Origin of the sequence: Paraburkholderia denitrificans, assembly GCF_042655705.1 — a bacterium.
Taxonomy (GTDB): Bacteria; Pseudomonadota; Gammaproteobacteria; order Burkholderiales; family Burkholderiaceae; genus Paraburkholderia; species Paraburkholderia denitrificans.
In genome coordinates, this window is sequence record NZ_JBHSMP010000043.1 from 1 (window position 1) to 25,213 (window position 25,213).

Genomic DNA, 25,213 nt, shown 5'->3' on the forward strand with positions numbered 1-25,213 from the left:
GCGCGTATTGTGCGTGTCGCGCTGTTGCGCGGCGCGGATCTCGTCGCGTCGCCGTGGAAGAACGGTGGCGGAGTCACGCGCGAGATCGCCGTGGCGCCCGTAGCATCCGTAGCAAACGATGCTGCGTGCGCCGCGTTTGCGTGGCGCGTGAGCGTGGCCGACGTCGCGCAGCCTGGGCCGTTCTCGCGTTTCGACGGCGTGGACCGCACGCTGGTGCTGCTCGAAGGCGCGGGCATGCGGCTCGACGAGGCGGGGCCTGCCGCGATGACGTACACGCTCGCACATCCGCTCGATATCGCGCGCTTTGCAGGGGAAACGGCAATCGACGTGCGGCTTATCGACGGGCCGACGCGCGACTTCAACCTCATGGTGCGCCGCGATGCGGCGCGCGGTACGCTCGACGTGTGGCGCGCGCCGATGGCGCGTGACATCACGGCGCAAACGGTGCTGCTTTACTGTGCGCAGGGCGCATTCGAGGTGCGGATAGACCGTGGCGAGCGCGTTTATTCGCTCGGCACGGGCGATACGTTACGGATCGATGCGATGCAGCCTGTGACCATAGAAACGCAAGGCGCGGGCGCATTGCTCGCTATCGCGCTCGATCCGATCCGCGCACACGCGCACGAGCAACCTCTCGATACGGCGTCGCCGAACGCCGCCAGGACGTCATGAAGCAAACTGTCTGGCATAACCTCAAACTCTGCGCGACGGGCGACGCGCGGCACACGCTCGACGACGCGGCTATCGCCGTCGAGGGCGGCAGGATCGCATGGCTCGGCGCCGCGCCGAATCTGCCCGCGCAGTATGCTCTCTGGCCGCGCGAAGACCTGCGCGGCGCGTGGGTGACGCCCGGTCTTGTCGACTGCCATACGCACCTTGTCTACGCTGGCCAGCGTGCCGACGAATTCGCGCAACGGCTCGCGGGTGCGAGCTATGAAGAGATTGCGCGCCAGGGCGGCGGTATCGTGTCCACGGTTCGCGCCACACGCGCCGCGAGCGAGGAGGCGCTGTTCGCACAGTCGGCGGCGCGGCTTGAACCGCTCATCGCCGAAGGCGTAACGGCGGTCGAAATCAAGTCGGGCTACGGGCTCGAACTCGATGCGGAACGCAAGATGCTGCGCGTCGCGCGGCAACTGGGCGAGCGCTATCCGGTGACGGTTCGCACCACATTCCTCGGCGCGCACGCATTGCCGCCCGAATTCGCGGGCCGCGCCGACGACTACGTCGAGGAAGTTTGCGACCGCATGCTTCCCGCGCTCGCGGATGAAGGGCTAGTCGATGCGGTTGACGTGTTTTGCGAGCGCATCGGTTTTACGCTCGCGCAGAGCGAACGCGTATTCGAGGTGGCGGTGCGGCGCAATCTGCCGGTCAAGATGCACGCCGAGCAGCTTTCGAACGGCGGCGGCGCGGCGCTTGCTGCGCGTTACGGTGCGTTGTCTTCCGATCACCTCGAATTTCTCGATGAAGCAGGCGTTGCGGCGATGAAAGCTGCGGGCAGCGTCGCGGTGCTATTGCCCGGTGCGTACTATTTCATACGCGAAACGCAGTTGCCGCCGCTCGATCTGCTACGTCGTTATGAAGTGCCTATCGCGATTTCGACGGACAGCAATCCGGGCACGTCGCCCGTTACTTCGCTGCTGCTCATGATGAACATGGCGACCACGTTGTTTCGCATGACCGTGCCCGAAGTGCTGCTGGGCGTGACCCGGAACGCGGCCCGCGCGTTCGGCGACGCCGAACACCATGGCACGCTCGCTGCGGGCCGTCCCGCCGACTTCGCCGTATGGCGCGTGCAATCGCTTGCCGAACTTGCATACTGGATTGGCCGCCCGTTGTGCGAGCGCGTGGTGCGCGGCGGCGCGACCGTTTTTCAGCGCAGCCTGACCGCATGAATCACGCCATGGAAAAGAATCCGACGACGCGCGCGCTCTTCGCGGCGCATGCCTATCTGCCAGGCGGCTGGCGCCGCAACGTGCTGCTCGAATGGGATGGAACGGGCACGCTGCGTGCCGTCAAACCAGAACTGCCGAATGCGCCCGAAGGCGTGGCACACGCATCCGGTCCGTTGATGCCTGGTATGCCCAATCTCCATTCGCATGCATTTCAGCGTGCAATGGCGGGCTTGACCGAATATCGCGCGACACCGGCAGACAGCTTCTGGAGCTGGCGCGATCTCATGTACCGCTTTGCGGCGCGCGTCACGCCGGATGACCTTGGTGCGATTGCGAGCTGGCTCTACGTCGAAATGCTGAAGGCTGGCTATACGTCGGTTTGCGAATTCCACTACGTGCACCACGCGCCGGATGGCCAGCGTTACGGCAATCCGGCGGAGCTGGCGCAGCGCGTGGTCGACGCGGCAGACGAGACCGGCATCGGCATGACGATGTTGCCGGTGCTCTATCAATACAGCGGTTTCGGTGGCTTGCCGCCGCGCGACGATCAGCGGCGCTTTATCAACACGCCGGATCAACTGCTCGCGCTCATCGAATCACTGCGCCGTGCACGGCCCGAGCACGGCGCGCGGCGCTACGGCGTGGCGCCGCATTCGCTGCGCGCGGTTTCACAGGTGTCGCTGCGCGCGCTTGTCGCCGGGCTCGATGCGGTGTTGCCCGGTGCGCCCGTGCACATTCATATCGCCGAGCAAACGGCCGAAGTCGATGCGTGCGTCGCCACTGAAGGCGTACGGCCGGTGCAATGGCTGCTCGACCGCTTCGATGTGAGCCCGCGCTGGTGCCTCGTTCACGCCACCCATATCGATGCGCACGAAACGATCGAACTCGCGAAAAGCGGTGCGGTGGCGGGGCTGTGTCTCACGACTGAAGCGAATCTCGGCGACGGCATTTTCCCTGCGCATGATTATCTCGACGCGCAGGGCGCGATTGGCGTCGGCTCGGATAGCCATATCGGCGTCGACTGGCGCGCGGAACTGCGTCTGCTCGAATACGGGCAGCGGCTCGTGCGCCGCCAGCGCAACGTGCTCGCCTCGCCGCACGCAGCGTATGTTGCCGACCGTCTGTTCGACGCGGCGCTCGCAGGCGGTGCGCGCGCAAGCGGCCGCACGGGCGGCGCGCTCGTCGAAGGCGCCCGTGCGGACTGGATCGTGCTCGACGCCGCGCATCCGAATCTCGCGGAGCAGTCGCCGCAGACCTGGCTTTCGTCGATTATTTTTTGCGAGCAGGGCGAGACGCCCGTCCTCGACGTCTACACGGGCGGCGAACGCGTGGTGACACAACGCCGCCATCGTGCGGAAGACCGGCTGTATGCGGACTATCGCAAGGCGCTCGCGCGGCTCGTTGCCGACGCATGAGACCACGTGCATTCTGGACCTCTACGACCCATGACCGACTTCTACACCCTTGAGCGCGGCACTGCGCCCCTGTTGATCTCGATTCCGCACCTCGGCACGCGAATTCCCGATGCATTGCGCGAGCAGTACACCGATATCGCGTTGAGCGTAGCGGACACCGACTGGCATCTGGATCGGCTTTACGCGTTCGCGAAAGAACTGGGCGCGACGATTCTTGGCGCACGCGTGTCGCGTTACGTGATCGACCTGAACCGGCCGCCAAACGACGAAAGCCTTTATCCCGGGCAGACGACCACTTCGCTGTGCCCGACCGAGACGTTTCGCGGCGAGCCGATCTATCGCGATGGTTGCGTGCCGGATGCGGCTGAGCGCCAGCGCCGTGTCGCGTTGTACTGGCAGCCGTATCACGACGCACTGAGCGCCGAACTGAAACGCCTGCGCGCGCAGCACGCGAATGTGCTGCTGTGGGAAGCCCATTCGATTGCGAGCGTGCTGCCGCGACTGTTCGACAACAAGCTGCCGGACCTGAATATCGGCACGCAGGATGGCCGCACCGCAGCCGCCGAGGTGCAGGCGCGCGCCGAGCGCGCCGCAGCGGCCAGCGCGTACACGTGGGTGGCGAATGGCCGTTTCAAGGGCGGCTACATCACGCGGCACTTCGGCGCACCGCACGACGGCGTGCACGCCATCCAGCTCGAAATGTGCCAGTCGATTTACATGGACGAATCGGCGCCGTTCGACTACGTGCCCGCGCTCGCCGCGAAAAGCGAACCCGTGCTGCGCGAAATGGTGACCGGTGCACTCGACGCGGTGAAGGCATTGAACGGATAGGCCGCGTGCGGGATCTGAGTGTCGCACCGCCGAATCATTGACCGATTTACCCTACGTTATTCCCTCTGACAAAAAGTTGTGCCGGAATGTCAGGGGGTATGACATGATTTGCGTATCGACGCTTTCGCTTGCCTGATAAACGGCGAATCATGCGCAGCGGACCTTCCTTCGTTGCTGCGTGTCCGACCGGGCAAGTATTGCGTCCTGTCTCGCAGAATCGGGAAATCGGGAATGGACACCTTTATTGAAATCATCAACCCGTTCTGGCCGATCCTGGTCGGCCTGCTGGTGAGTCTCTACCCAATCCTGATCGTGGCGCGCTACAGCGTATTTCGTACGCTTCGCGAGCAGGCCTGTTGGGCTGCCCGTCCCAGCAAACCCCTTCAGGACCAGCTCGTTGAGCTGTCCACCATCGCGGATTCCTTTGAGCGTTTGCGCTACACGCGCGCGGCGAATCGACTCAGGGCCATCGCCAGGAAGCACGACGAGTCGATGCGCAACCGGAATGCCACAACCGATGTTGGAAATGCTTCGTCGTATCGGGCAGACGATGAAAACAGCCTGCGTACGGAAATAGAAAAAATACAACCTTCGTTGCTGAGAGTGGCGATTTTCCCCTTCATTCTGTAAATCTTTGCGCTGGCGAATTGCCGGGCACGTGACCCGTAACTCGTCCTGCCAGGTTGGGTGCTACAGCAACCATTCAATCGGGAGAATCGAGAAGAACCACACGGCGAGGCGCGTGCTCCACGTCGTATTGGGTTCGGTGTCGTAGCGCACGGTCGTGTTGCCGGTTTGCCTGATCCAGAATAGCGAATCGTTGTGGTCGAGTTTCACCTCGTACGCAAGCTGCGGCACCTGAGTCCAGAACACGTATTCGATGCGTTTCGCGAGTTCGGCGCTTTCGATCACGAGCCCGAGTTCGGTGTTGAGATTGATGGAGCGCGGGTCGAAATTCAGCGAGCCGACGAAGACGCGGTTTTCGTCCACTGCAAACGTTTTGGCATGCAGGCTCGATCCCGAGCTGCCGAACACGCCCGGATGCTTGCCAGCGGATTTGCCTGTCTCGGCGCCGGCGGCGCGGCGTAATTCGAATAACTCGACGCCGCCTTCCAGCAGCGCCTCGCGACGCCGCGCGTAGCCCGCGTGAACGGCCAGGACGTCGGTCGCTTCGAGCGAATTCGTGAGCACGCGCACCTTGACGCCGTTCGCCGCGAGATCCGTGAAATATCGGGTGCCCGCCTCGGCGGGAACGAAGTAGGGCGAAACAAGGTCCAGCTCGTGCGTCGGATTGCCAAGAATCGCGTGCAGTTGCGCGAGCACGAGCGAGTCCGGTGCGGCTTTGCCCTTTGCTTTTGCGGGGTCGTCGCTGACGAGCTGCGTCTTTGCCCATTCGAGCGGCAACGTGCCGCCCATCAAGCGGCGCACGTCCGTCGTTTTCTGTAGCGACGCGACGTAAGCGGCGGCGGCCGGGGAAATCTCCACGGTGTGCGCGGCGCGATCGAGTGTGTCGAGAGCGTCCGGCGCGGGCGCGGGCAATATCTGGCCGACGGGCCGCGCAGACGCACTTGCCCAGTACCGGTCGAAATCGTGCGCGACGTCGGTTGCCGCGGGGCCGATGGCGAGCACGTCGAGATCGGCGAATACCACGCCGTCGGTTGCGCCGAAATACTCGTCGCCGATGTTGCGGCCACCGAGGATTGTTGCCGTGTCGTCGGCGGTGAGCGACTTGTTGTGCATGCGCCGGTTCAGGCGCGAAAAATCCCAAAGAAAACCGATGACTTTCAGTTTGCGCACGACGAACGGATTGAAGAGCCGCACTTCGATGTTCGGATGCGCGGCTAACGCGGCGAGCGTGGGATCCAGCGACGACGGAATGCCGTTGTCGTCGAGCAGCAGCCGCACGCGCACGCCGCGATCGGCGGCCTCGCGCAGCGCTTCTAGCAGCAACGTGCCGGTGAGGTCATTGCGCCAGATGTAGTACTGGACGTCGAGCGTACGTTGCGCTGTCCGCACCAAATCCACGCGCGCGGCGAAGGCGTCGAGCGGATCGGGCAGCGGGTCGATGCCGGAGAGCCCGGGATGGGCGGCCAGTTCGGGAGCAACCGCGTGGCCGAGCGGCGTAGCTTGCGCTTCCTGCGTGCTGAGCGCAGTGGATTCCGTGCGATTGCCGAGCGGCGGCAACTGGCACCCGGCCAGCGCCGCGGCGCACAGCAGCGCCAGCGCAATGGCGCACCATTGTTGCGGCGCACACACCGCCTGCAACCGGGATAAGGTTTTTAGCATGGACGCTTCACTATACCGCCTCGCGACGTATGGCGTGCCGGATGCAGTTACGTAGTGGGGTGCGGAATGCTGGAGCGCGCATCGAAACGGGATTTAAAAGCCCGCAGCAAAATACCGATATTTTTTTGTCTCCGCCTTCAACATAATCGGAGCATCAGCCGGCCCGTTGCGGCCGCGCCATTTATCGCAGACTGGACTTCACACATGACTCGCTTTAATTGGCAAAACCCTTATCCGACACTGCGCCAGCCGGTGTTCGCCCGCAACATCGTTTCGACATCGCATCCGCTCGCTGCACAGGCAGGCCTGCGCATGCTATGGAAGGGCGGTAATGCCGTCGACGCCGCGATTGCCGCAGCAGCGGCCATCACGGTGGTCGAGCCGGTGTCGTGCGGCCTCGGCGGCGACGCATTCGCCCTCGTGTGGGACGGCAGTCGTCTGCATGGGTTGAATGCGTCGGGCACCGCGCCCGCAGCCTGGAACGTCGACTACTTCCGCGCGCGCTACGGCGAAAACAACGGAATGGCAAAACAGCCCGTGCGCGGCTGGGATACGGTGACGGTGCCCGGCGTGATTGCGGGCTGGGAAGCGCTGCATGCGAAATTCGGTTCGCTGCCGTTCGCCGATCTGATGGCGCCCGCCATCGAGATTGCCGAACGCGGTCATGCAGTGGCGAGCATCGTTGCGCATAAATGGCAGGCTGCGATTCCGGATCTGCATAATCAGCCCGGTTTTGCAGGGACTTTCATGCCGCACGGCCGTGCGCCAGAAGTGGGCGAGCGCGTATGCCTGGCGGGACACGCGGCCACGCTGCGCCAACTTGCCGAACAGGGTCCGCGCGCCTATTACGAAGGCGAGATCGCCGAACGCATCGTAGCGTTTTCGCGCGAGTGCGGCGGCGCAATGACGCTCGACGATCTGCGCAACTATCGCGCGGACTGGGTCGAACCGATCGGCAAACCCTATCGCGGCTATACGGTGCACGAGATTCCGCCGAACGGGCAGGGCATCGCGGCACTTATCGCGCTCGGCATTCTCGAACAGTTCGATATGGCATCGTTGCTACTCGACGGCGTCGAAGCGCAACACCTGCAGATCGAAGCGATGAAACTCGCATTCGCGGACGTCTATCGTTACGTCGCCGATCCGCGCTCGATGGATGTGACGCCCGAACACATGCTCGACGACGCCTATTTAAAGTCGCGCGCGAAGCTGATCGACCGGAACCGCGCCACGCGTTTCGACTTTGGCATGCCTAAATCGGGCGGGACGATCTACATGTCGGCAGTGGACGAGCGCGGCATGATGGTCAGCTTTATCCAGTCGAATTACATGGGCTTCGGTTCGGGCGTGGTGGTGCCGGGTACGGGTATCGCGCTGCAGAATCGCGGCTGCGGTTTTTCGATGGACCCTGCTTCACCGAACGTAGTAGCAGGCGGCAAGCGGCCGTTCCACACGATTATTCCGGCGTTTCTCACACAGCAGGTGGAGGGCCGCCAGGAAGCGGTGATGAGTTTTGGCGTGATGGGAGGCGATATGCAGCCTCAAGGTCATCTGCAGACGGCGGTGCGCATGCTCGACTATGGCCAGCAGCCGCAGGCTGCATGCGATGCGCCGCGCTGGAAGGTTAACCGCGACTTCACGCTCGACATCGAATCGACCTTCGATCCGCATACGGCGCGTGTGCTCGAGGCGCGCGGTCACCGGATCAAGCGTATCGACGACCCCTACATGGATTTCGGCTCGGGCCAGTTCATCTGGAAGCTCGATTGCAACGATCCCGAGCGTGGCTACGTCGCGGCGAGCGACTCACGGCGCGACGGTCTCGCTGCGGGCTTCTAGGTGAGTTTTCAAGCGGGTTTTTAAGCGGGCGCTGGCGCCGATGGACCGAAAACCGCCTGGCCACGGGCGCTCAGGCGCAGCAATTCAGACCCAGTGTCCGGGCGCCCACTGCCAGCTTCGCCCGCGGCGGACCCAGCGGCCCGGCACCCAATTGTGGCCGGCGCGCGCGCGCTGCCAGTTGCCGCCCACCCATACGTAGCGTCCGCGGACCCAGCGCCAGTGGCCCGGGTTCCAGACATAACCCATTCGCGCCGGCGGCACGACTTCGGCGCGTGGTGGTGGCGGCGCAATCATGATTCCCTGAGCCAGCACGGCAGAGGTCGCCAGCGCCACAAACGTGGCGACCACCATGCGCCGAAGGGTCGTATTCATGTTGTCTCTCCGGTGAGTTCAAGCAAGTTCAGTTGCGCCCCATATTCATTCAATGGGGTGTCACGACTTTCCTAACAATAGAACAGCTCTTTCCCGCCCGCGTCGAATGAGGCCATGAATCCCGGGTTACCTCGCCCGCGTAGTGTTTGCATTTTCCAGGGAAAACCCGTATTATTCTTCTCGTCTCCTCCATGTCTCCACGTCATGGATTCAGCCCGCCCTCAATTGGCGGGCTTTTTCTTTTTGTCGTTCGGATTTTTTGCGTGATGTGGGCCGTGATGGCCGCACTGCAGAAATTTAAGCGTCAATGGGTGTTGCACGGCGGGCGCATTTTGCCCCGTGGCGGGCCTTCAGCTTGATGCCCCCAACGTCAGCAGGCTGCTCCAGCGTGGCGTTTCGCTTGCATCCGCATGCTTACAGCTGAGCGCCGCGTACCTATGCCGCAGGTGTTTCGCACGGACGGTGATATCGAACGTTATGCCAATGGAGTAGTTGGAGCCCCCGCTTGCGGTGCGGGGGAGCGCGGAACTAATGAAAACTAGCTTCCCGACGCGGCGTCCGACTCTCTGAGCGACGCGAGCTTGCCGTCAGAGCCATAGCAGAACAGGACGGTGTGCCTGGCATTCTTGGTAGCGGCTTCGGTGGGGGTGAAAATGATCTCCGCGAGTCCCAAGGTGAATACATCGGCTACAGCTTCCCCCGCTGCGATGGCCCCTTTGCCGGCTCCGCCTGGACCGTGCGTATAGAGTCTGTACACGTCGCACGAGTTACCTTGGTCTTGCTCGGTAGCGGTTGGACTACCTACCTGGGCGATAACATTTATCCGAGTGGTTTGTCCCACGACGAACCTGTCTAGATCGACAGGGTTCGGCCGATTTGCTTCCATTATCGGCGCACATCCACTGAAGCAGAGAGCCAGGGCAGCCAATCCAAGCGCGTATTTCTTCGACATCTGTTCCCCCTCTTAATGTTGTTAACTCATATTGCTACGAATGCGTTATCGACAATAAGGCACATTTCTTTAGAGCCTATCCATGTTTATGTTGGAGCAGCCACCTGAATCTCCGGACATGGTCTCCCTCTTGCAATAGCGGTAGGCATCCGTTAGCAAGATGTATGGTGTTCATAGTCGGTAATGACCCAACAATCTGCCGCTCCGTTTAACGTGGCCACTGACCGGTGTTGGTCAAACGGATAGCGAGCTATGCGAAGGGCATAAATCGACCCGAAGCGGGCATCCGAATGTATTCTTAGCGGACATTCGTGGGAGAGGTCGAAAGCAATCGTCCGCCCTACAATCAATCAAGAAATATTCAGGGGCGACCGAACTGTGACACCGACATCACCAGCTGGGAGAATAGACGTAAGAAGGCTTGTCGCCGTGTTTCTGCTCTTTATCGGAGGTATCGCTTTTATCCCTCCAATATTTTGGGCTGAGCAGATCATTGCGGCACATCTGGCTGCCACTTGGCCGAGTGTTCGCGGTACTGTCGTCGTTTCGCAAACGGACAAATGCAGAGGCCATGACGACTTTCGGCCTGACGTGCGATACATATACCCGGTGGCGGGGAATCTCTACACAGGAGATCGAATAGCCTTTGGGCCCAATAGCTGCGTGTCAGACACGCGAGCTGCCGAAATAGCTGCGCATTATCCGATTGGCAGCGTCTCAGTGTGGTTCGATCCGAAAGAACCCCAATCAGCTGTACTCCAGGTCGGCGACGTACTGCCCGAAACATGGTCCAGCATTTATTGGCTGGTTTCCGGGGGCGTTGTCTCCTTGCTATTGGCAGTCTGGTGTTTGCGTTCGGCTGTGAGAGCCGAACAACATTTCGTTGAATAGAGCTGCTAGTAGTTAGCAGCCCCCCGACCAGTGAAGGAAACTGGATGCACATCTCACAGGGTAGGCGATGAGCGTGACACGGCGTAGGAGGACGAGACATTCGAGGAGTCTCAACGATCTACCCTGCCTTGTCGAACGTCTCAAACTGGCCGACTCCCGCACCCCGCTTCGGGTCGTGGCCGCCACGAAGCGAACAGTCGTTGCTCGCGGATGCTGCCATTGATGAGCGATCACGCGCGATCAGTAGCCGATTCGCTGATGACCTTGCTTGCCGAAGTCGGCAGTGTGAGACGAAGCGAGATCATCCTGGATACCTTCAAAATCCTCGCTTTGCCGAAAGCCTGTGACTGATCCGGAAATTTCTGCGGACAAGTCGAAAAGCTAATAGGCGTGGCTTTTAGCCCACCATATCGGCGAGCACCCATTCCGCCGCCTGCGCGGTGATATCAGACACGTCTTTCGCTGCAAGTGTGCCGCCCAATTCTGGCAGTGCGTCAAAGTCGGCTTCCCGGCCCGACTCGACCATTTCGGCGAGCTCCAGCAGATTGCCGAGCGTTCCACGTCGAAGAACGACGGCGTCGCGAACGTCGGGGGCGACCGCGAGTTGTTCCATGAGATCCTGCGAGCTCATGCCCAGCATGAGGTGCATGAGGGAGAAGATCCCCACCTGGTAGGCCCGATCCGAGAGATCCGTATCGCGCGTTTGCACCCGATTCGCAGCGAGTTCGAGAAATCGCGCCCGCGTGGCGACGAGCTGGAAAAGCGGATTGGATCGCAACGAGACGTCGCTCACGCCCGCATAAAGCAGCAGTTGGATCCAGCGCAGTAGTGAACGCGTTCCAATGCGAAGAATGGCTTCGCCGATCGTCGAAACCGGCTTCGCCGCACTGAAGAGACCGCTGCTGGCGAGCTTGATCAGTTGCATCAACAACGGCGGATTTCGTTTGATGATCGGCTCGATCATTTCCAGCGGCGCATTGGCCGACAGCGCGTGTACGAGTTCCATCAGATCGGGCCCCGCGAACGTGAGCTTTCGTTGACTCAGCATTTCAGGGCGCGCAAAAAAGTAACCCTGGAACAGGTCGACGCCGAGTGCATGGAGTTCACGATATGCCTTCGCCGTCTCGACCTTCTCGGCGAGAACCTGGGCACCGGCTCGGTGTGCTGTATCGATGAGCCTCGGCAGGTCTCGCGAATCGATGCGCGGATAATCGATCTTGACCACCTCTACGAGTTCGAGGATGCTCGCGGGCATTTGCTCGACGGCAGTCACATCATCGAGCGCCAGGCCGAATCCGGCGCGACGCAGTCGCTTGCATTGAGCGTGCAGTATTTCGTCGCGCGGAATCGTCTCGAGGATTTCGAGGACGAATTTTTCCGGCGCCAGCAAACCCAGCACGTCGTCCGATAACAACTCCCTGCCGACGTTGATAAATCCCCGCTGATCGCCGAGAACCCTCTGGACGCCGAATTCGCCGATCGCATTGACGATGACTTGCCCCGTAGCCGCGGTATCGTCGATTACGCTAGCGGTGTTCGTCTCGCCGCGCCGGAAAAGCAGTTCGTAGGCAATGAGTGCACCCGCTCGATCGACAATCGGTTGACGGCCGATGTAGGCGGCAACCGGCGCGTTCGTTGATTCGCAATCGTGGGCGGGCATTTTGACTCCTCCAGTGCCGCGTACGCCAACGTGCTGCTTTCAGCATACGAATGCCGACTATATCGAATTTTGAGCGTGAAGCTAACGATACGTCGCAGTTTTTCGGGGCACCGGAAAGGCAAACGTTTGCGACTGGTTTATGAAGACTCCCGGCTATTCCAGGGAGTCCGCGACCGGAAAACGCATGCGGGAAATGGAAATTGCGTGAATGAGCAGCGTGCACGCCATTGCGACGCCGAAGGCGGCAAGCAATGGCCACTGCGCCAACGTCAGTCCCAGCACATAGAAGAACACAGCGATGCCCGGCAGTCCCATTACGAGTCCGCGCACCACCTGTTGTGCTGAACCGTGACCGCTCATGCGATGGGCGAACACCGTGAGAATGGCCGCCATGAAAGGAAAAGATGCAAGCACGCCGCTCGCTGCGGGTCCGACATGCGGTGCGATCAGCGTCACGCCAACCACGAGGCCGGCGACGAACACCATGCGCGCAGGCAAATCCCACCGTGGCGGATCGGGCCTTTCACCCGTCGCCTGTACTTCGGGCATGAAGCGAAGCGCGAACGCGATCACCGCAAGGGCGATCAGCAAGAGCCCCGTCTGCGACGGCGCGCCCCATTGGAGCACGCCGGCCACGACGCAAAAGGCGGCGCTGGCGATCGTGAGAGCGACCTGCCACCCGGAAGCCGCGAGGCGGTAAAACGCCAGACCGAAGCCCGCTTGCGCGGCCATCGCGACGAGCGATCCCGCTGTCGCCTGTGCGGCGAATCCGGGTCCGCGCTCTATAGCAAGGAACACCAGAATCGGCCCCGACGTGAGCGGCAAACTAATGAAAAAACCACCAATCGCTTCGCCCCAGCGCCGCACGGCCATCGTAGCGATCAGCAACAAAAGCGGCGTGACGATGAGTTTAAAAACGAGCAGATTCATTTCAGTCTTTCTGAATATGGATCGCCAGAAAGTCGATCAGCAAGCGCACACGCGGCAGAAGACCTCGCCGGGACGGAAACACTGCGTGGATCACGCCTCCTTTGGGAGTCCAGCCCGGCAGCGCGTCGACAAGGGTTCCATTGCGCAAGTCATCCTCAACCACCATACAGGGAAGTTGTGCGATGCCGACGCCATGTATGGCGGCATCGCGTAGCGCGTGCATGTCGTCGGTGATGAAACGAGGGTAATGGCGCAATTGTGCTTCTACACCTCCTGGCCCCACCAATTGCCAGATATGGTTTCGTGCCGGCCCCCAATCGAGGCTTGAAACACCGGCCAGATCGCCGGGGTCCGTCGGCACACCGCGGCCTTTCAGTAAATGAGGAGCTGCCACCAGTCGCTGCGGGCGGTCACCGAGGTTCCGCATGACAAGGCCACTGTCTTCCAGGGGAGGAAAGCGCACGCGCAGTGCGAGGTCAAAACCCTCGCTCAATAGATCGACGCGGCGGTTCGTGGCTTCCAGATGCACCTGCACCTTGGGGTGAATGGCCACGAATTGCGCCACCAGATTGCTGACGCGATACTCGAGCAGCGCCGTTGGACAACTGAGGCGAACGATGCCCTGCGGCTCGGCGCGCTTGCGCTCTACAACTTCACGCGCTGCCTCGGCTTCTACCAGTACGCCAAGGCAGCGATCATAAAACTCGCGTCCGGTTTCCGTGACGGTGAAATGGCGTGTTGTTCGCTGCAACAGCCGCACGTCGTATTTAGCCTCCAGCTCTGCGATGCGCCGACTCAGCGTCGATTTCGGTATGTCCAGCGCTCGCCCTGCCTGAGTGAAGCCCCCGTGATCGACCACCTTCACAAAATAGTAGAGATCGTTCAGGTCATCCATGATTGTTCCACTCATAGAACACTGATGACATTTTACGAGACTGGAAACGGGTTTGTTGCACGAATAAGATTTTGGTTCACGCACGACATGATTCCAGAGCAGGTCGGATGCAACCTGTCGATGCGATCCGATCAACCGCGCAATATTTGCGGCAGTTGAAGTTCACAAACTGCAGCGCTTGTCCCGACGTTGCGAACACACCGGAATCGATTATCGGGGCGCTTTATTCACTTCCCGCACTGTTTCTGGAGACAACCATGGCAAGCGAACCCATTCGCGACCCCGCGAACGATCACCTGCTCACCCCGCAGAACGCGGTATTCATCGTCATCGATTACCAGCCGGTTCAGGTGAATTCCATCGCATCGATGGATCGCCAGCTGCTGGTCAATAACATTGTGGGGACCGCGAAGGCAGCAATCGCATACAAGTTGCCGATCATTCATTCGACGGTCAACGTGAATACCGGCCTGAACAAGCCGCCCATCCCGCAACTGCGCGCGGTGCTCGGCGACTATCCGACCTTCGATCGCACGAGCATCAACTCGTGGGAAGACGTTGAATTCCGCAAAGCCGTCGAGGCAACCGGCCGCAAGAAATTGATCATGACCGCACTCTGGACGGAAGCCTGCCTGACGTTTCCCGCGCTGGACGCATTGGAAGCCGGCTACGAGGTATACGTCGTCGTCGATGCGGTCGGTGGCACGTCCGTCGCAGCACACGAGGCCGCATTGCGCCGCATCGAGCAGGCAGGCGGCAAGATGATCAGTGTCGCCCAGCTGTTTTGCGAGCTGCAACGCGACTGGGCACGGAGCGAAACCGTTCCCGCGTTTATTAACCTGTTCATCGATACCGGTGGCACGGCCGGCATCCAGTTCTCGTACGACAAGAACTGACGTGCGCCTCGCGCGGCCGATTGCCGTACCCGTCCGCGCGCATCCTTTCGTTCACTCAAGATCCAGCGGCGGTACGCGGCGTCACGAATGCCGTGCTCACCACGGCGGTGCTCCACGTCTCGGCGCTCGAATCCGGGAGTGGGGCAGCGAACCCAGCGCAGCAAAAAAATCCCTTCCCCTTGCTCGGGCAGCGTATTGCCATGTCTGAGTATCAAAAAAATGGAATCCTTGCGAATTCAGGCGCGGAGGCAGGTTCGTCGCGGGGATTTGACATTGTTTTATCGATTAAATGACTTTAACGATATAAGCAATGCTAAATGGTATTGTAATAATGCGGCCGGAGAATAGTGCACAGGCTTCATTCAACTTCCCGTTCTGGGTCCATCCATTTTCCCCGTTCTTGTTCGAAGGTTCACTACATGCTTTTCAAGTTCCCGAGCGCCTCGCACTATGCTCTGTTCGCTTGTACCGCCACTTTCCTGCTCGCTGCGTGCGGAGGCGACGACACTCGAACGTCCGATTCCATGCGGCCGATTTCCGCAAAGGTTCAGGTGATCGGCCATCGCGGCGCGAGCGCATTGCGTCCCGAACACACGCTCGCGGCGTACCGCAAGGCGATCGAGGACGGTGCGGATGTTATCGAGCCCGATCTTGTCGCAACCCGTGACGGTGTGCTCGTCGCGCGCCATGAGAACGAGATCTCGGGCACAACGAATGTGTCGGCGTTGCGGCAGTTCGCGAACCGCAAGACCACCAAAACGATCGACGGCATGGAGTTGACGGGCTGGTTCACCGAGGATTTCACGCTCGCAGAGTTGAAGACGCTGCGTGCCCGCGAGCGCATTCCGCAGCTCCGCCCGGAGAACACCGCGTACGACGACCGGTTCGAGGTGCCGACGTTCGACGAGATCGTCGCGCTCGCGAAGCAGATGTCCGCGCAAACCGGCCGGACGATCCACCTGTATCCAGAAACCAAGCACCCGACTTACTTTCAGTCGATTGGTTTGCCGCTCGAGGATCGGCTTGTGGATGCATTGCTGAAAGATCCCTACACATCGCGCACGGCAACCGTCTATCTCCAGTCGTTCGAAGTTGCAAATCTGAAGGCGATCCGCAACCGGATCAAGTCGAGCCAGCCGAACTGGATGCTCGTGCAACTAATGGGCGACGCCACCCAGCGCCCGTACGACTTCGTGAAGGCGCATGACAAGCGTACGTACGGTGATCTATCGACGCGTGACGGCATGCGCGAGATCGCGACCTATGCGAACGGCGTCGGGCCGTACAAGACGTCGATCATTCCTGTCGCCGCGGATGGCACGCTGCAGCAACCGACGCAGTACGTGCGCTACGCGCACGAAGCGGGACTCGTCGTGCATCCGTATACGTTCCGCCCGGAAAACTACTTCCTGCCCGCGTCTTTGAAGGACGGCGGATCGCCGAGTGCGCGCAACACAGCAGGCTCCGTGCGCGAGATCCAGGCGTACCTGCGCGCGGGCATCGATGGATTCTTCACCGACGATCCGACCATCGGCCGCATCGCAGTCGATACGTTCATACGCTGAACGCCACTGAAGCTACCAATCCTTTTGATTCGGGTCGACGCAAACTATGGCAAATTTCACTTACAACCGCCGCCGCTTTTTGATTCAATCCAGCTCGTTAGGCATTGGACTGGGATCGACTGCGCTCGGTTTGTCCGCTTGCGGGGGAAATGAAGCGGCGGCGCCAGCCATTGGAGTCGGCGATAGCGCGCGCCCCAAAATCACATCGGGCATCCAGATCGGCGACGTGACCAACGGTCAGGCCGTCGTTTGGGCGCGCACCGATCGTGTCGCAAAGTTACGCGTGGAGTACGACACAACAGACGCTTTCAGAAACAGTCGTCTGGCTATCGGGCCAACCGTGACCGAAGCCAGCGACTATACAGGGCGTATCACGCTGACGAATCTGCCTGAGGGGCAAACGGTCTTTCTGCGTGTCTCATACGAAGACCCCGACAATGCACGCGCGGTCAGTGAGCCGGTTATCGGCCGGTTTCGCACTGCGAGAATTCAGAACGGGGACGCGCCGATTCGATTCGTTTGGGGCGCTGATGTGGCAGGGCAGGGTTGGGGCATCAATCCGGACTTTGGCGGGATGAAGATTTACGAGGCCATGCGGCAACGGCAACCGGATTTCTTTATTCACAGCGGCGATACGATCTATGCCGATGGCCCGATTGCTCCGGAGGTCAAGGCTGAAAACGGCCGCATCTGGAAAAACATCGTCACGCCCGAAGTCAGCAAGGTGGCCGAGACATTGAACGAGTTCCGTGGCCGCTATCGCTATAACCTGATGGACGCAAACGTTCAGCGATTTTCGGCTGAAGTGCCCCAGATCTGGCAATGGGACGATCACGAAGTCGTCAACAACTGGTCGCCGTCGAAAGATCTCAGTGCCGATACGCGGTATAGCGAAGGAAGCTTGCTTGCCATCCTTCCGCGGGCCACACGTGCGTTTCTGGAATATTCGCCGATGCGATGGGGAACGACTCCGGACACGCAGCGCATTTACCGGAAGATTCCTTATGGCCCGTTGCTTGACGTTTTTGTCCTGGACATGCGTTCCTATCGCGGTCCCAATGGACCCAACCTCGAAACCGTCGAAAGTGGCGATACGGCTTTCCTCGGCAAGGCGCAGGTCGAATGGCTGAAGAAGGCGTTACTGGCGTCGCAGGCCACCTGGAAAGTCGTCGCAGCGGATATGCCAATTGGTCTTTGCGTTCCAGACGGCAAGACTGCGAGCGGGCAAGACCGATGGGAGGCGATTGCGAACGGCAACAATGGCGTGCCGCTCGGGCGCGAACTGGAAATGGCAGGCCTGTTGCGCGACATTAAAACCGTCTCGAATGTTGTCTGGCTGACTGCCGATGTGCACTACTGCGCCGCGCATTATTATGATCCGGGCAAGGCACAATTCACCGATTTTTCACCCTTTTGGGAGTTCGTTGCCGGGCCGCTCAACGCAGGAACGTTCGGCCCGAACGAACTCGACGCAACATTTGGCCCTCAGCTCGTATTCCAAAAGGTTCCTCCAGCCGGCCAGGTCAATCTCTCCCCGTTCTCTGGCTATCAATTTTTCGGGGAGGTCAACATCGATCCAAAAACGAAAGCACTGACCGTCGATTTGCGTGACATCGACGGCAAGAGTCAATATTCGAAAGTGATCAATCCTGTATCAGTCTGATGCGGGCTCTCAGCGGGGGCGTTCTTTGCCCCCGCAGCAGCGTGGCACAGATGCGATCTATCTAGCCCATATCGCACCTTTCTGCTCCGCTTCGTTGTTCTCGTCAAGGACGGGCGCTTTCCGCCCTGACGTTGAAATCGTGATAACGTGCTCGACTTACGCTTTGCTTCCCGCGTCCGCACGCGGCGTGCCGCTCATTCCCCTTCGTTTCCCGAGACATGGCATTTCCTCCGCTTTCCCCGCTCTCTCCGTTACTCATCGTCCAGGTCGGCACGCCGCCCGATGTAATTCGCCATCCATTTGGCGACCTGCCGGACTGGTACTGTCGCGCGCTGAAGCGATCGCGGGATTCGGTCACGGTTGTACGGGTCTTCGAAGGAGAAGCGTTACCGCCACCGGACGCCAGCCGCGTCGCGATCATTACCGGTTCGTGGTCGATGGTCACGGATTTGCACCCGTGGAGTGAAGCGACGGCGCAGTGGATTCGTGACGCGATGGAAGTCCAGATGCCGCTTTTTGGCGTGTGCTACGGGCACCAGCTCATGGCTCACGCCCTGGGTGGCCGTGTCGACTATCACGCCCTGGGACGCGAAGTGGGATGCAGGACGATCCGCCTGCTGCCAGATGCTGGAAACGATGCGCTCCTGGAGGGTTGGCCCTCGACCTTTCCGGCACATCTCACTCATGAGCAGAGCATTATCGAGTTGCCACCGGGCGCGCGGGTTCTTGCTTATTCCGACCACGATGAGCATCAAATTGTCCGCTACGGCCCAAATGCTGTCTCGACGCAATTCCATCCGGAGTTCACGCCGGAGATATCGGCGGCCTGTATCAATCGGAGCGTCGATGCCTTGCGTGGGGAGGGCAAAGATCCCGAAGCGATGCTGCGCGCCCTCGAAGAAACACATGAAGCTACGAGGCTGCTTCGACGGTTCGTTGATTCGTTTTGCTACGCGCCTTCATAGGAATTGAATCCGTTGGGATTAACTCATCATTCTGATCATTCAGCGGTAGTGCTCGTCCTCGAGCAACATATCTTCGAAAAATGCGCCAGGCAGGGGGCTTCCAAAGCCCCGACGTTCACGCAAATAGCAAAAGCAAACGCGAAGTGCCGAAAGCTTGCAAACCCCTGCCTGTCTCATTGATCTCAAACGACTTGCTCCGAGCAGTTGAGCGACGGGCAGCGTTGTGTATCAATCGATGGACTATAGACGGATGCCTTGCATAAAGATATTCGCATAGGGGTTATCTGGATTGTTCCGAATATATTCGGCAACGCCATCACGCAATTTTTCCAACCCCTCACTCGGAGGCAGCGCAGAACGCATCGAACTTTTGACTGCTTCTTGATTTTCAGGGATGGCCGCGGGAATTTCGTATTCGATCAGGCGAGACGGGAATTTTGGCCATACCGCAACACTGGCGCCGGGAATGTCGGCAGCGCCCCCGGAAGCATACACGGTAAATGAGGTTCGGCGTTCGTAAGCACTATTCATGTCGTCGCGGATGATGTATGTAGCCGGGTCTAGCACATTGCCGGCTTCATCGCGCTCCACCCTCAGATTATGATAGGTAAAGGTCGCCTTACTGGTGTCTGCCGCAACCGTGACGAACCCATTCGCAACACCTTCCGCCCATTGGACTTCATCGCTGAAATGCGTCAGTAAGCGCGAGAAGATATCCCGGCCATCTCCAGGTTTATCCGGGCGTTGAAGCAACTGATCGATCATCTCGAACAATACGCCTTCAGCTTTCCCCCGGCCTTTTAGCAGAGGCAGGACCCCGGCAGTCATGCTGTTGTTTGATAGCGAGGAAAGATCAAATGAAGAACCTATTACGCCACCGAATGAATTGCTGCTTACGCCCGCGCCAGCAAAATCCAGCATGACGGGATTATTGCTATCCCGATCAACAACCTGACCTGCAATGAATGTATGGAGGTCTCCTGTAATCGCGATGACGTTATTAATATTGTTTTTATGCAGGTAATTGGTGAGATAGTCGCGAGAGTCCGGATAGCCATCCCAGCTATCCGCAAATACGGCGACATCCTGACCTGGCGGCGTATCGGGCGATCCATCTCCGATGTAATCCCCGCTCGACAGCGAGCTACGTATTTCGGGGCTGGTCAACAGGTACTTCAGCACCCCGACAAAGGCTGGAAGTATTTTCGCTGCGGCCATAATAGCCGGTTTGATGCTCTGGAGATCCGCGCCCACGTTAAATGTGAATTCTTTATTGCTAAGGCGATTCACATCGAGATCCATTTTCACGAAACAAACTTCATTGCCCCATATTTTCCAGACGGCTCCCCGATCGTGGGCGGCTGACATGCTCGAAGCCCACCAGTCAGTCTGCTGGCGGCCCAGCATCGCGTAATGACTCTCGGCATTTCGCGCAACAAATCTCTTTAGAACTTCGCCAAACGCTGCATAGCGAGACCCAAAGCCGCGCATTCCAAATCGATATATCAGCTGCTCAAATATTTTGGATCCATTCAATGATCCAAGGATGGTGAGAATCTTGTCTACTTTGAGCTCGTCTTTCGCGGACAGGTTCAAGCCGCCTAACTGATTAAGCATCGAAACCAGCAGCGGTTTGATTTTTTGCAGCCCATCGAAAGAGACGAATAATATTTTCCCATTATTAATTGCGCCATTAAGAAGTTTTTCGAGCGAGAAACCCATCACCGTGGTTGTCTTGAGGAAATCATACAAACCTCTCGTTGATCCAAGATCACCTAGCTCGCCCAATATTCGGGAGAAATACTGCAGCACCACTTCCTGGCCTGCACCTTCTGGTATGGCGTGGTCGGCGCGATAAAGCCGCTCGTCTGTCATGACCAGTTGCATCACCTTGCCAAAAGCAAACTCGCGATAAATTCTGATGTTTTCATACGTTCCCGTTAGATCGGGAGAGAATGAAACATCCTCCAGCGTGACGGGCATGTATTCAAACCATGCTTGATTGGCTGCTCGTCGGCGATCAAATTGTGAAAAATTATTGTCAGAATACGTCTCGTGATCTCCCCAGGCGTCGTTTGTGAATTCGTGATCGTCCCATATGGAGATCATCGGGAATTTCGCGTGAATAGCCTGAATACGAGGGTCGCTTCGGTAAACGGAGTACAGGTAACGATAGTCCTCAAGTGAGCTGGCATAACGTACGCCTCCCTCCGTTACCCCTGACAACTTTTCCGCATATAGAGGATTTTTTGCATGCAGTGGCTCTACGCCGCCATTCTGAAATGCTCCATCATCTGCGGTTTCATAAATGTAGTCACCCAGGTGGACGATAAAATCCAGATTGTCGTAACGCTCTTCAGCAAGAAGCTGATAGGCAGCCCAGTGGTTCGCCGCCCAATCCTGGCATGAGACATAAGCGAAATTCACCGGCGTTTCCGAAGCTTGCGAGGGAGCCGTTTTGGTTCGGCCCTGCACGGATATATCGTTGTCGACCACAAAGCGATACCAGTAATAGGTACCGGGTGCCAGACCTTCCACTCGATGATGTACGGTATGCGCGTAACGCGAATAGGCTTGTACGGGCACCGACACCAGGATATTTTCCCGGCTAAAATTCTTCGAATCAAACGGCACTGAAGCGACCTGCACGATTATGGGGATATCCTCTCCCATTGCGGCGCCATTCACCCCGAGTTTGGTCCAGAGCACAATGCTGCTCTCCCTTGGATCACCGGAGGCAATTCCCGCAGGAAAACTAAACGTACCGGGCGGCGAGGGTGTTCTGCCGGGGAGCGGCGCCGGTAACGACGAGGTTCCTTCGCCACAACCAGCGAGGACTACGCCCACGCAGGAAACTGTTAAAAACCCCGTAAGCTTGAGGAAATCCCTGCGATTTTTCAGGTCAGCCATTATTCGAAGCACTCCTAAAATTGAAATAGCGAATGGGTTAGCAACTCGTGGGTTAGCAACTCGTTTCGTATTTTTTGTTATAGGTAGTGCATCCACGTTATCCGTGGAGTAAGTAAGCTATATGAAAGGTGAATAATGGGATGGCCTGGAGCGCGATCCTCCGGCCTTCGCTGGTGGCGTGAACATGAGCCGGGGATGATTGCCCGCTGTCGGTGTGACCTGAGACAGCGCGGCTTCACGGCCCGTAACGCCCGTAACGCCAGTAACGGCGTCGAAGGCAAGGGGAGAGTCTCGGGCGGTATAGGCGGGTGGTCGAGCGCACAGGTGCCTGGTTGCGCCGCCAGAAGGGGTAGCGGGTACTTAAGGCGATAGCTGGATCCCAGCATCGGCCATCGCCTGATTCCTCACTCGCGCACGCACCGGAATCCCGCGTAAACATACGGATAGTGCGGCTGAAACCAGTTGCGGAAAGTCGGCCTCAGCATGCATCTGGCTGTTCGTGCGGATCCGCCTTTCATCGCGTAGTGCTGACCGTCGAAGAAATTCGCCGAATAGCCTTCGTAGAACGGGAAGGTCTTGAAACCGGATAGCGGCCCGAAAACCGTCGAGGTCCATTCCCAGCCGTTGCCGTATAGCCCTTCCACGCCCCACGTACTGGCGCTGTCCGGTGTCGCGTCCACGGCCACCGGATTCCAGTTGCGGAAATCGAAGTTGTCCGCCTCGCCCGGCAGCGCGCCGTGTGCCGCGCGTTGCCACTGCGCCTCGCTCGGCAACCGTGCGCCGCGCCAGCGCGCGAAGGCGCTTGCTTCGGCATGGCTCGCATAGACCGGCCACGCGAGCGGGAGCGGGATTTCCTCGAACATGGTCCGCAGCCGCCAGTCTTCCTCATCGCGTATCCAGAACACAGGATGTGCAATACCTTGTGCTTCCTTCCACGCCCAGTTCGCATCGTTCCACCAGGTTTTGTCCGTGTAGCCGCCGTCCTCGATAAATTCGAGGAACGCGCCGTTCGTCACCATGAAGCGGTCGATCTCGAATGCGGGGATATCGATCTGCTCCGCGCCGAACTCGTTGTCCCAGCCGAATACGCCGCGATCCTTCATCATGCCGAGCTCCGCACGTCCGGCCGGAACCGGCACCATCGAATGCGCCACGATGCCGCGATCGTCGGGCACGGCGTGCGTCGCACCCGGCGCGTGTTTCTGCTCGAGCGGCAATTGGTGGAGCATGTAGCTGAGCGTTTCGACATGCATGAGCCGATGTTCGATTGCGACGTTGAGCAACTGGGCGGCCGTATCGTGAATCGGCGCATTCGCCGGCAGATCGCGTGCCGCGAGTTGCGCGTCGATTCGCGTGCGGGTGTCGTGCCCGTACGCGCGGATTTCAGCAAGGCTCGGCCAGTCGGCGGGTAGGTCGTCGGGCAGCCCGCCGTCCACCGGATCGATGCCGAACGCGAACAGCCGGTCGAGTTGCGGATCGCGGGACGACAGGTCGAACAGGCGCTGGTCGAACAGATTGCGGTCGAACGCTTCGAGATGACCGATGTAGAACACGATGCGGTGACGCTCGCGGATCGGACGTTCGTAAAGGAAATCTGTCTTGATGAGGCCGAAGAGTGCGTCGCTGGTGGCGCGCGCACTGGCCAGCCGCTCGGCTAGCGTGGGCGAAGGCAAGAGAGGCATTTCGGCGATTCTCCTGGCGCAGGCGGTGAACGTAACTCTACCGCTGCCGCAGGAGTTGCGCCTACACCCATATAGGAGGGTGGGCACTGTGCCGGAGCAGGGCGCCGCACGCCGCCGTAGCAGGGGCGTGCGGGCCGGGTGACGCTGCGCTTAGAGGTGGCGCAGGCCTTCGAGGTCGATGATGCGGATGAGCTTGCCTTGCGCGTCGATCAGGCCGCGCTTCTGGAAACGCGACAGCGTGCGGCTCACCGTTTCGAGGGTCATGCCGAGATAGCTGCCCATGTCCTCGCGCGTCATGCGCAGGTTGAATTCCGCGTGCGAATAACCGCGCTGACCGTTGCGATCGGATACGTCGAGCAGGAAGGCGGCGACGCGTTCGTCGGCGGACAGCGAGCCGAGCACCATCATCTGCGACGATTCGCGGATCAACTGCTCGCTCATCAGGCGGTGCAGGCGGTCCTGCATCGTGCCGGATTCGCGGCACATGTGCTTGAGCGCAGCGTAGGGGACGATGCACACCGAGCTGTCTTCAAGTGCAATCGAGGTGCAGCTGTGCGTGTCGGTGCTGATGCCGTCGAGACCGAGCGGGTCGCCCGCGAGGCGCAGGCCGGTGACCTGCTCGCGCCCGTCACGGTGCGCCATGACGGTCTTCAGCGAGCCCGAGCGAACGGCATACAGATTGTCGAACGGGTCGCCCGCGCGGTAGAGCGCTTCGCCGCGGCGCACGCTGCGCGCCGAGCAGATGAGCGCTTCGAGCTTCGGCATATCGTCGGTGGCGAGGCCCTGCGGCATGCAGAGATGACGCATTGCACAACTGGAGCAGCGCGCCGAAGTGCGGGGATTCGGCGCGGTCGCCAGGTTGCTGCGGCGTACGGTGGTATGAGAGACGACGTTCGGGGTAAGCATCTGCCTGCTCCTGTGCACTTGTTCTGGAGCATTGTCCCACCGGGGTCGAAGCTTTGATCGGCGACAAAACGACGCGCATCTGGGGCTGGAGGGTTTGCGCGTGGTCAGAGGCCGTGTGCGCTGATGGGAACGCGCAGGCGGCCTCTTGTCAAGACCAGGGTGTTAACCTGTTATTCCGCGGCAACAGTTGCGCCCGCAGCGGTCGGAATCAGCAGAACCGGGAGCGTCGACTGGCGCACGCAACGTTCCGCGACGCTGCCGAGAATCAGCCGCTGGAAGCCGCGGCGCCCATGCGTGCCCATCACGATCAGGTCGACGCCCGCGGACCTGGCGGCGTTCAGCACCAGCGTCGGCACGTCGTCGAGCGACGACGCTTCGCCCATCACCATCTCGCCTTCCACACCGTGTTCGCGGATGGCCTTGTCCATCTCCAGGGCGAGTTCGTTGCCCTGGGCAATCATCTGGTTGCGCAGGATCGACGGATCATAGCCTGGAGCGTCGAAGTACATCGGCGTGTTTTCGATCACATAGTAGGGCTGGAGCCTCGCGCCCATCGCCTTCGCAAGGGTGAGCGCGGCTTCGAATGCGCGGCGCGAAGTATCGCTGCCGTCGACAGCGACGAGGATGCTTTTGTACATGGAACCTCCGCTTGGGTGTAAT

Annotated in this window: 20 protein-coding genes; 11 read left to right on the top strand and 9 right to left on the bottom strand. The window is 59.8% G+C overall.

The window, feature by feature from the left end; genetic code table 11:
- The first annotated feature begins 6 nt into the window (after positions 1–6).
- The 5 genes from ACFPTO_RS24220 (at position 7) to ACFPTO_RS24240 (ending at position 4,768) form a co-directional block, all read left to right on the top strand.
- The gene (locus tag ACFPTO_RS24220; RefSeq protein WP_377715590.1) at positions 7–672 is read left to right on the top strand and encodes a HutD/Ves family protein; all 666 of its coding nucleotides are present in this window, start codon (positions 7–9) and stop codon (positions 670–672) included.
- On the top strand, positions 669–1,892 hold the full coding sequence (gene hutI, locus ACFPTO_RS24225) for an imidazolonepropionase (protein WP_377715488.1): 1,224 nt from the start codon (positions 669–671) through the stop codon (positions 1,890–1,892). Before ACFPTO_RS24220 ends, hutI begins: the two co-directional genes overlap by 4 nt.
- 8 nt (positions 1,893–1,900) lie before the next feature.
- Positions 1,901–3,307: a formimidoylglutamate deiminase gene (locus ACFPTO_RS24230; RefSeq protein ID WP_377715490.1), complete on the top strand. Its 1,407-nt coding sequence runs from the start codon at positions 1,901–1,903 to the stop codon at positions 3,305–3,307.
- Positions 3,308–3,337: 30 nt separating this feature from the next.
- On the top strand, positions 3,338–4,138 hold the full coding sequence (gene hutG / locus ACFPTO_RS24235; RefSeq protein WP_377715492.1) for an N-formylglutamate deformylase: 801 nt from the start codon (positions 3,338–3,340) through the stop codon (positions 4,136–4,138).
- 231 nt (positions 4,139–4,369) lie between these two features.
- Positions 4,370–4,768 (top strand): hypothetical protein, encoded by a 399-nt coding sequence (locus ACFPTO_RS24240; protein WP_377715494.1) that lies wholly within the window; start codon positions 4,370–4,372, stop codon positions 4,766–4,768.
- Between the two features lie 60 nt (positions 4,769–4,828).
- Here the strand turns inward: ACFPTO_RS24240 and ACFPTO_RS24245 are convergent, their stop codons facing one another.
- A complete protein-coding gene (locus ACFPTO_RS24245; RefSeq protein ID WP_377715496.1) occupies positions 4,829–6,424 on the bottom strand; it encodes a phospholipase D family protein in 1,596 nt (531 codons plus the stop codon).
- Between the two features lie 204 nt (positions 6,425–6,628).
- On the opposite strand from ACFPTO_RS24245, the gene ACFPTO_RS24250 reads away from it, so the two are divergent.
- Positions 6,629–8,266, top strand: a complete 1,638-nt coding sequence (locus ACFPTO_RS24250; RefSeq protein WP_377715498.1) for a gamma-glutamyltransferase family protein — start codon at positions 6,629–6,631, stop codon at positions 8,264–8,266.
- 84 nt (positions 8,267–8,350) lie between these two features.
- On the opposite strand, the gene ACFPTO_RS24255 is transcribed toward ACFPTO_RS24250, so the two are convergent.
- Positions 8,351–8,638, bottom strand: coding sequence for a hypothetical protein (locus ACFPTO_RS24255; protein ID WP_377715500.1), 288 nt, complete (start codon positions 8,636–8,638; stop codon positions 8,351–8,353).
- A 1,381-nt stretch (positions 8,639–10,019) separates the two neighbouring features.
- Here ACFPTO_RS24255 and ACFPTO_RS24260 point away from each other — a divergent pair.
- Positions 10,020–10,481: a DUF3592 domain-containing protein gene (locus ACFPTO_RS24260; RefSeq protein ID WP_377715502.1), complete on the top strand. Its 462-nt coding sequence runs from the start codon at positions 10,020–10,022 to the stop codon at positions 10,479–10,481.
- 397 nt (positions 10,482–10,878) lie between these two features.
- On the opposite strand, the gene ACFPTO_RS24265 is transcribed toward ACFPTO_RS24260, so the two are convergent.
- The 3 genes from ACFPTO_RS24265 to ACFPTO_RS24275 form a co-directional block, all read right to left on the bottom strand.
- On the bottom strand, positions 10,879–12,141 hold the full coding sequence (locus ACFPTO_RS24265; protein WP_377715504.1) for an EAL and HDOD domain-containing protein: 1,263 nt from the start codon (positions 12,139–12,141) through the stop codon (positions 10,879–10,881).
- Between the two features lie 153 nt (positions 12,142–12,294).
- Positions 12,295–13,071, bottom strand: a complete 777-nt coding sequence (locus tag ACFPTO_RS24270; protein ID WP_377715506.1) for a hypothetical protein — start codon at positions 13,069–13,071, stop codon at positions 12,295–12,297.
- Position 13,072: 1 nt separating this feature from the next.
- Positions 13,073–13,966, bottom strand: a complete 894-nt coding sequence (locus ACFPTO_RS24275; protein WP_377715508.1) for a LysR substrate-binding domain-containing protein — start codon at positions 13,964–13,966, stop codon at positions 13,073–13,075.
- Between the two features lie 257 nt (positions 13,967–14,223).
- Here ACFPTO_RS24275 and ACFPTO_RS24280 point away from each other — a divergent pair, with 257 nt between their 5' ends.
- The 4 genes from ACFPTO_RS24280 to ACFPTO_RS24295 all read left to right on the top strand — a co-directional run bounded on the left by ACFPTO_RS24280 (position 14,224) and on the right by ACFPTO_RS24295 (position 19,055).
- The gene (locus ACFPTO_RS24280; RefSeq protein ID WP_377715592.1) at positions 14,224–14,862 is read left to right on the top strand and encodes a hydrolase; all 639 of its coding nucleotides are present in this window, start codon (positions 14,224–14,226) and stop codon (positions 14,860–14,862) included.
- A gap of 419 nt (positions 14,863–15,281) precedes the next feature.
- On the top strand, positions 15,282–16,427 hold the full coding sequence (locus ACFPTO_RS24285; RefSeq protein ID WP_377715510.1) for a glycerophosphodiester phosphodiesterase: 1,146 nt from the start codon (positions 15,282–15,284) through the stop codon (positions 16,425–16,427).
- Between the two features lie 46 nt (positions 16,428–16,473).
- Positions 16,474–18,090 carry an alkaline phosphatase D family protein gene (locus ACFPTO_RS24290; RefSeq protein WP_377715512.1) on the top strand — a complete coding sequence of 539 codons (1,617 nt, stop codon included), beginning with the start codon at positions 16,474–16,476 and terminating at the stop codon, positions 18,088–18,090.
- Positions 18,091–18,308: 218 nt separating this feature from the next.
- A complete protein-coding gene (locus tag ACFPTO_RS24295) occupies positions 18,309–19,055 on the top strand; it encodes a glutamine amidotransferase (RefSeq protein WP_377715514.1) in 747 nt (248 codons plus the stop codon).
- 240 nt (positions 19,056–19,295) lie between these two features.
- Here ACFPTO_RS24295 and ACFPTO_RS24300 read toward each other — a convergent pair whose 3' ends face one another.
- The 4 genes from ACFPTO_RS24300 to ACFPTO_RS24315 all read right to left on the bottom strand — a co-directional run bounded on the left by ACFPTO_RS24300 (position 19,296) and on the right by ACFPTO_RS24315 (position 25,191).
- Positions 19,296–21,965, bottom strand: coding sequence for an alkaline phosphatase D family protein (locus ACFPTO_RS24300; RefSeq protein ID WP_377715516.1), 2,670 nt, complete (start codon positions 21,963–21,965; stop codon positions 19,296–19,298).
- Between the two features lie 404 nt (positions 21,966–22,369).
- The gene (locus ACFPTO_RS24305) at positions 22,370–23,647 is read right to left on the bottom strand and encodes an SUMF1/EgtB/PvdO family nonheme iron enzyme (RefSeq protein ID WP_377715518.1); all 1,278 of its coding nucleotides are present in this window, start codon (positions 23,645–23,647) and stop codon (positions 22,370–22,372) included.
- Between the two features lie 150 nt (positions 23,648–23,797).
- Positions 23,798–24,553, bottom strand: coding sequence for a helix-turn-helix domain-containing protein (locus ACFPTO_RS24310; protein ID WP_296663312.1), 756 nt, complete (start codon positions 24,551–24,553; stop codon positions 23,798–23,800).
- Positions 24,554–24,723: 170 nt separating this feature from the next.
- Positions 24,724–25,191 carry a universal stress protein gene (locus ACFPTO_RS24315; protein WP_377715520.1) on the bottom strand — a complete coding sequence of 156 codons (468 nt, stop codon included), beginning with the start codon at positions 25,189–25,191 and terminating at the stop codon, positions 24,724–24,726.
- Between the last annotated feature and the right edge of the window lie 22 nt (positions 25,192–25,213).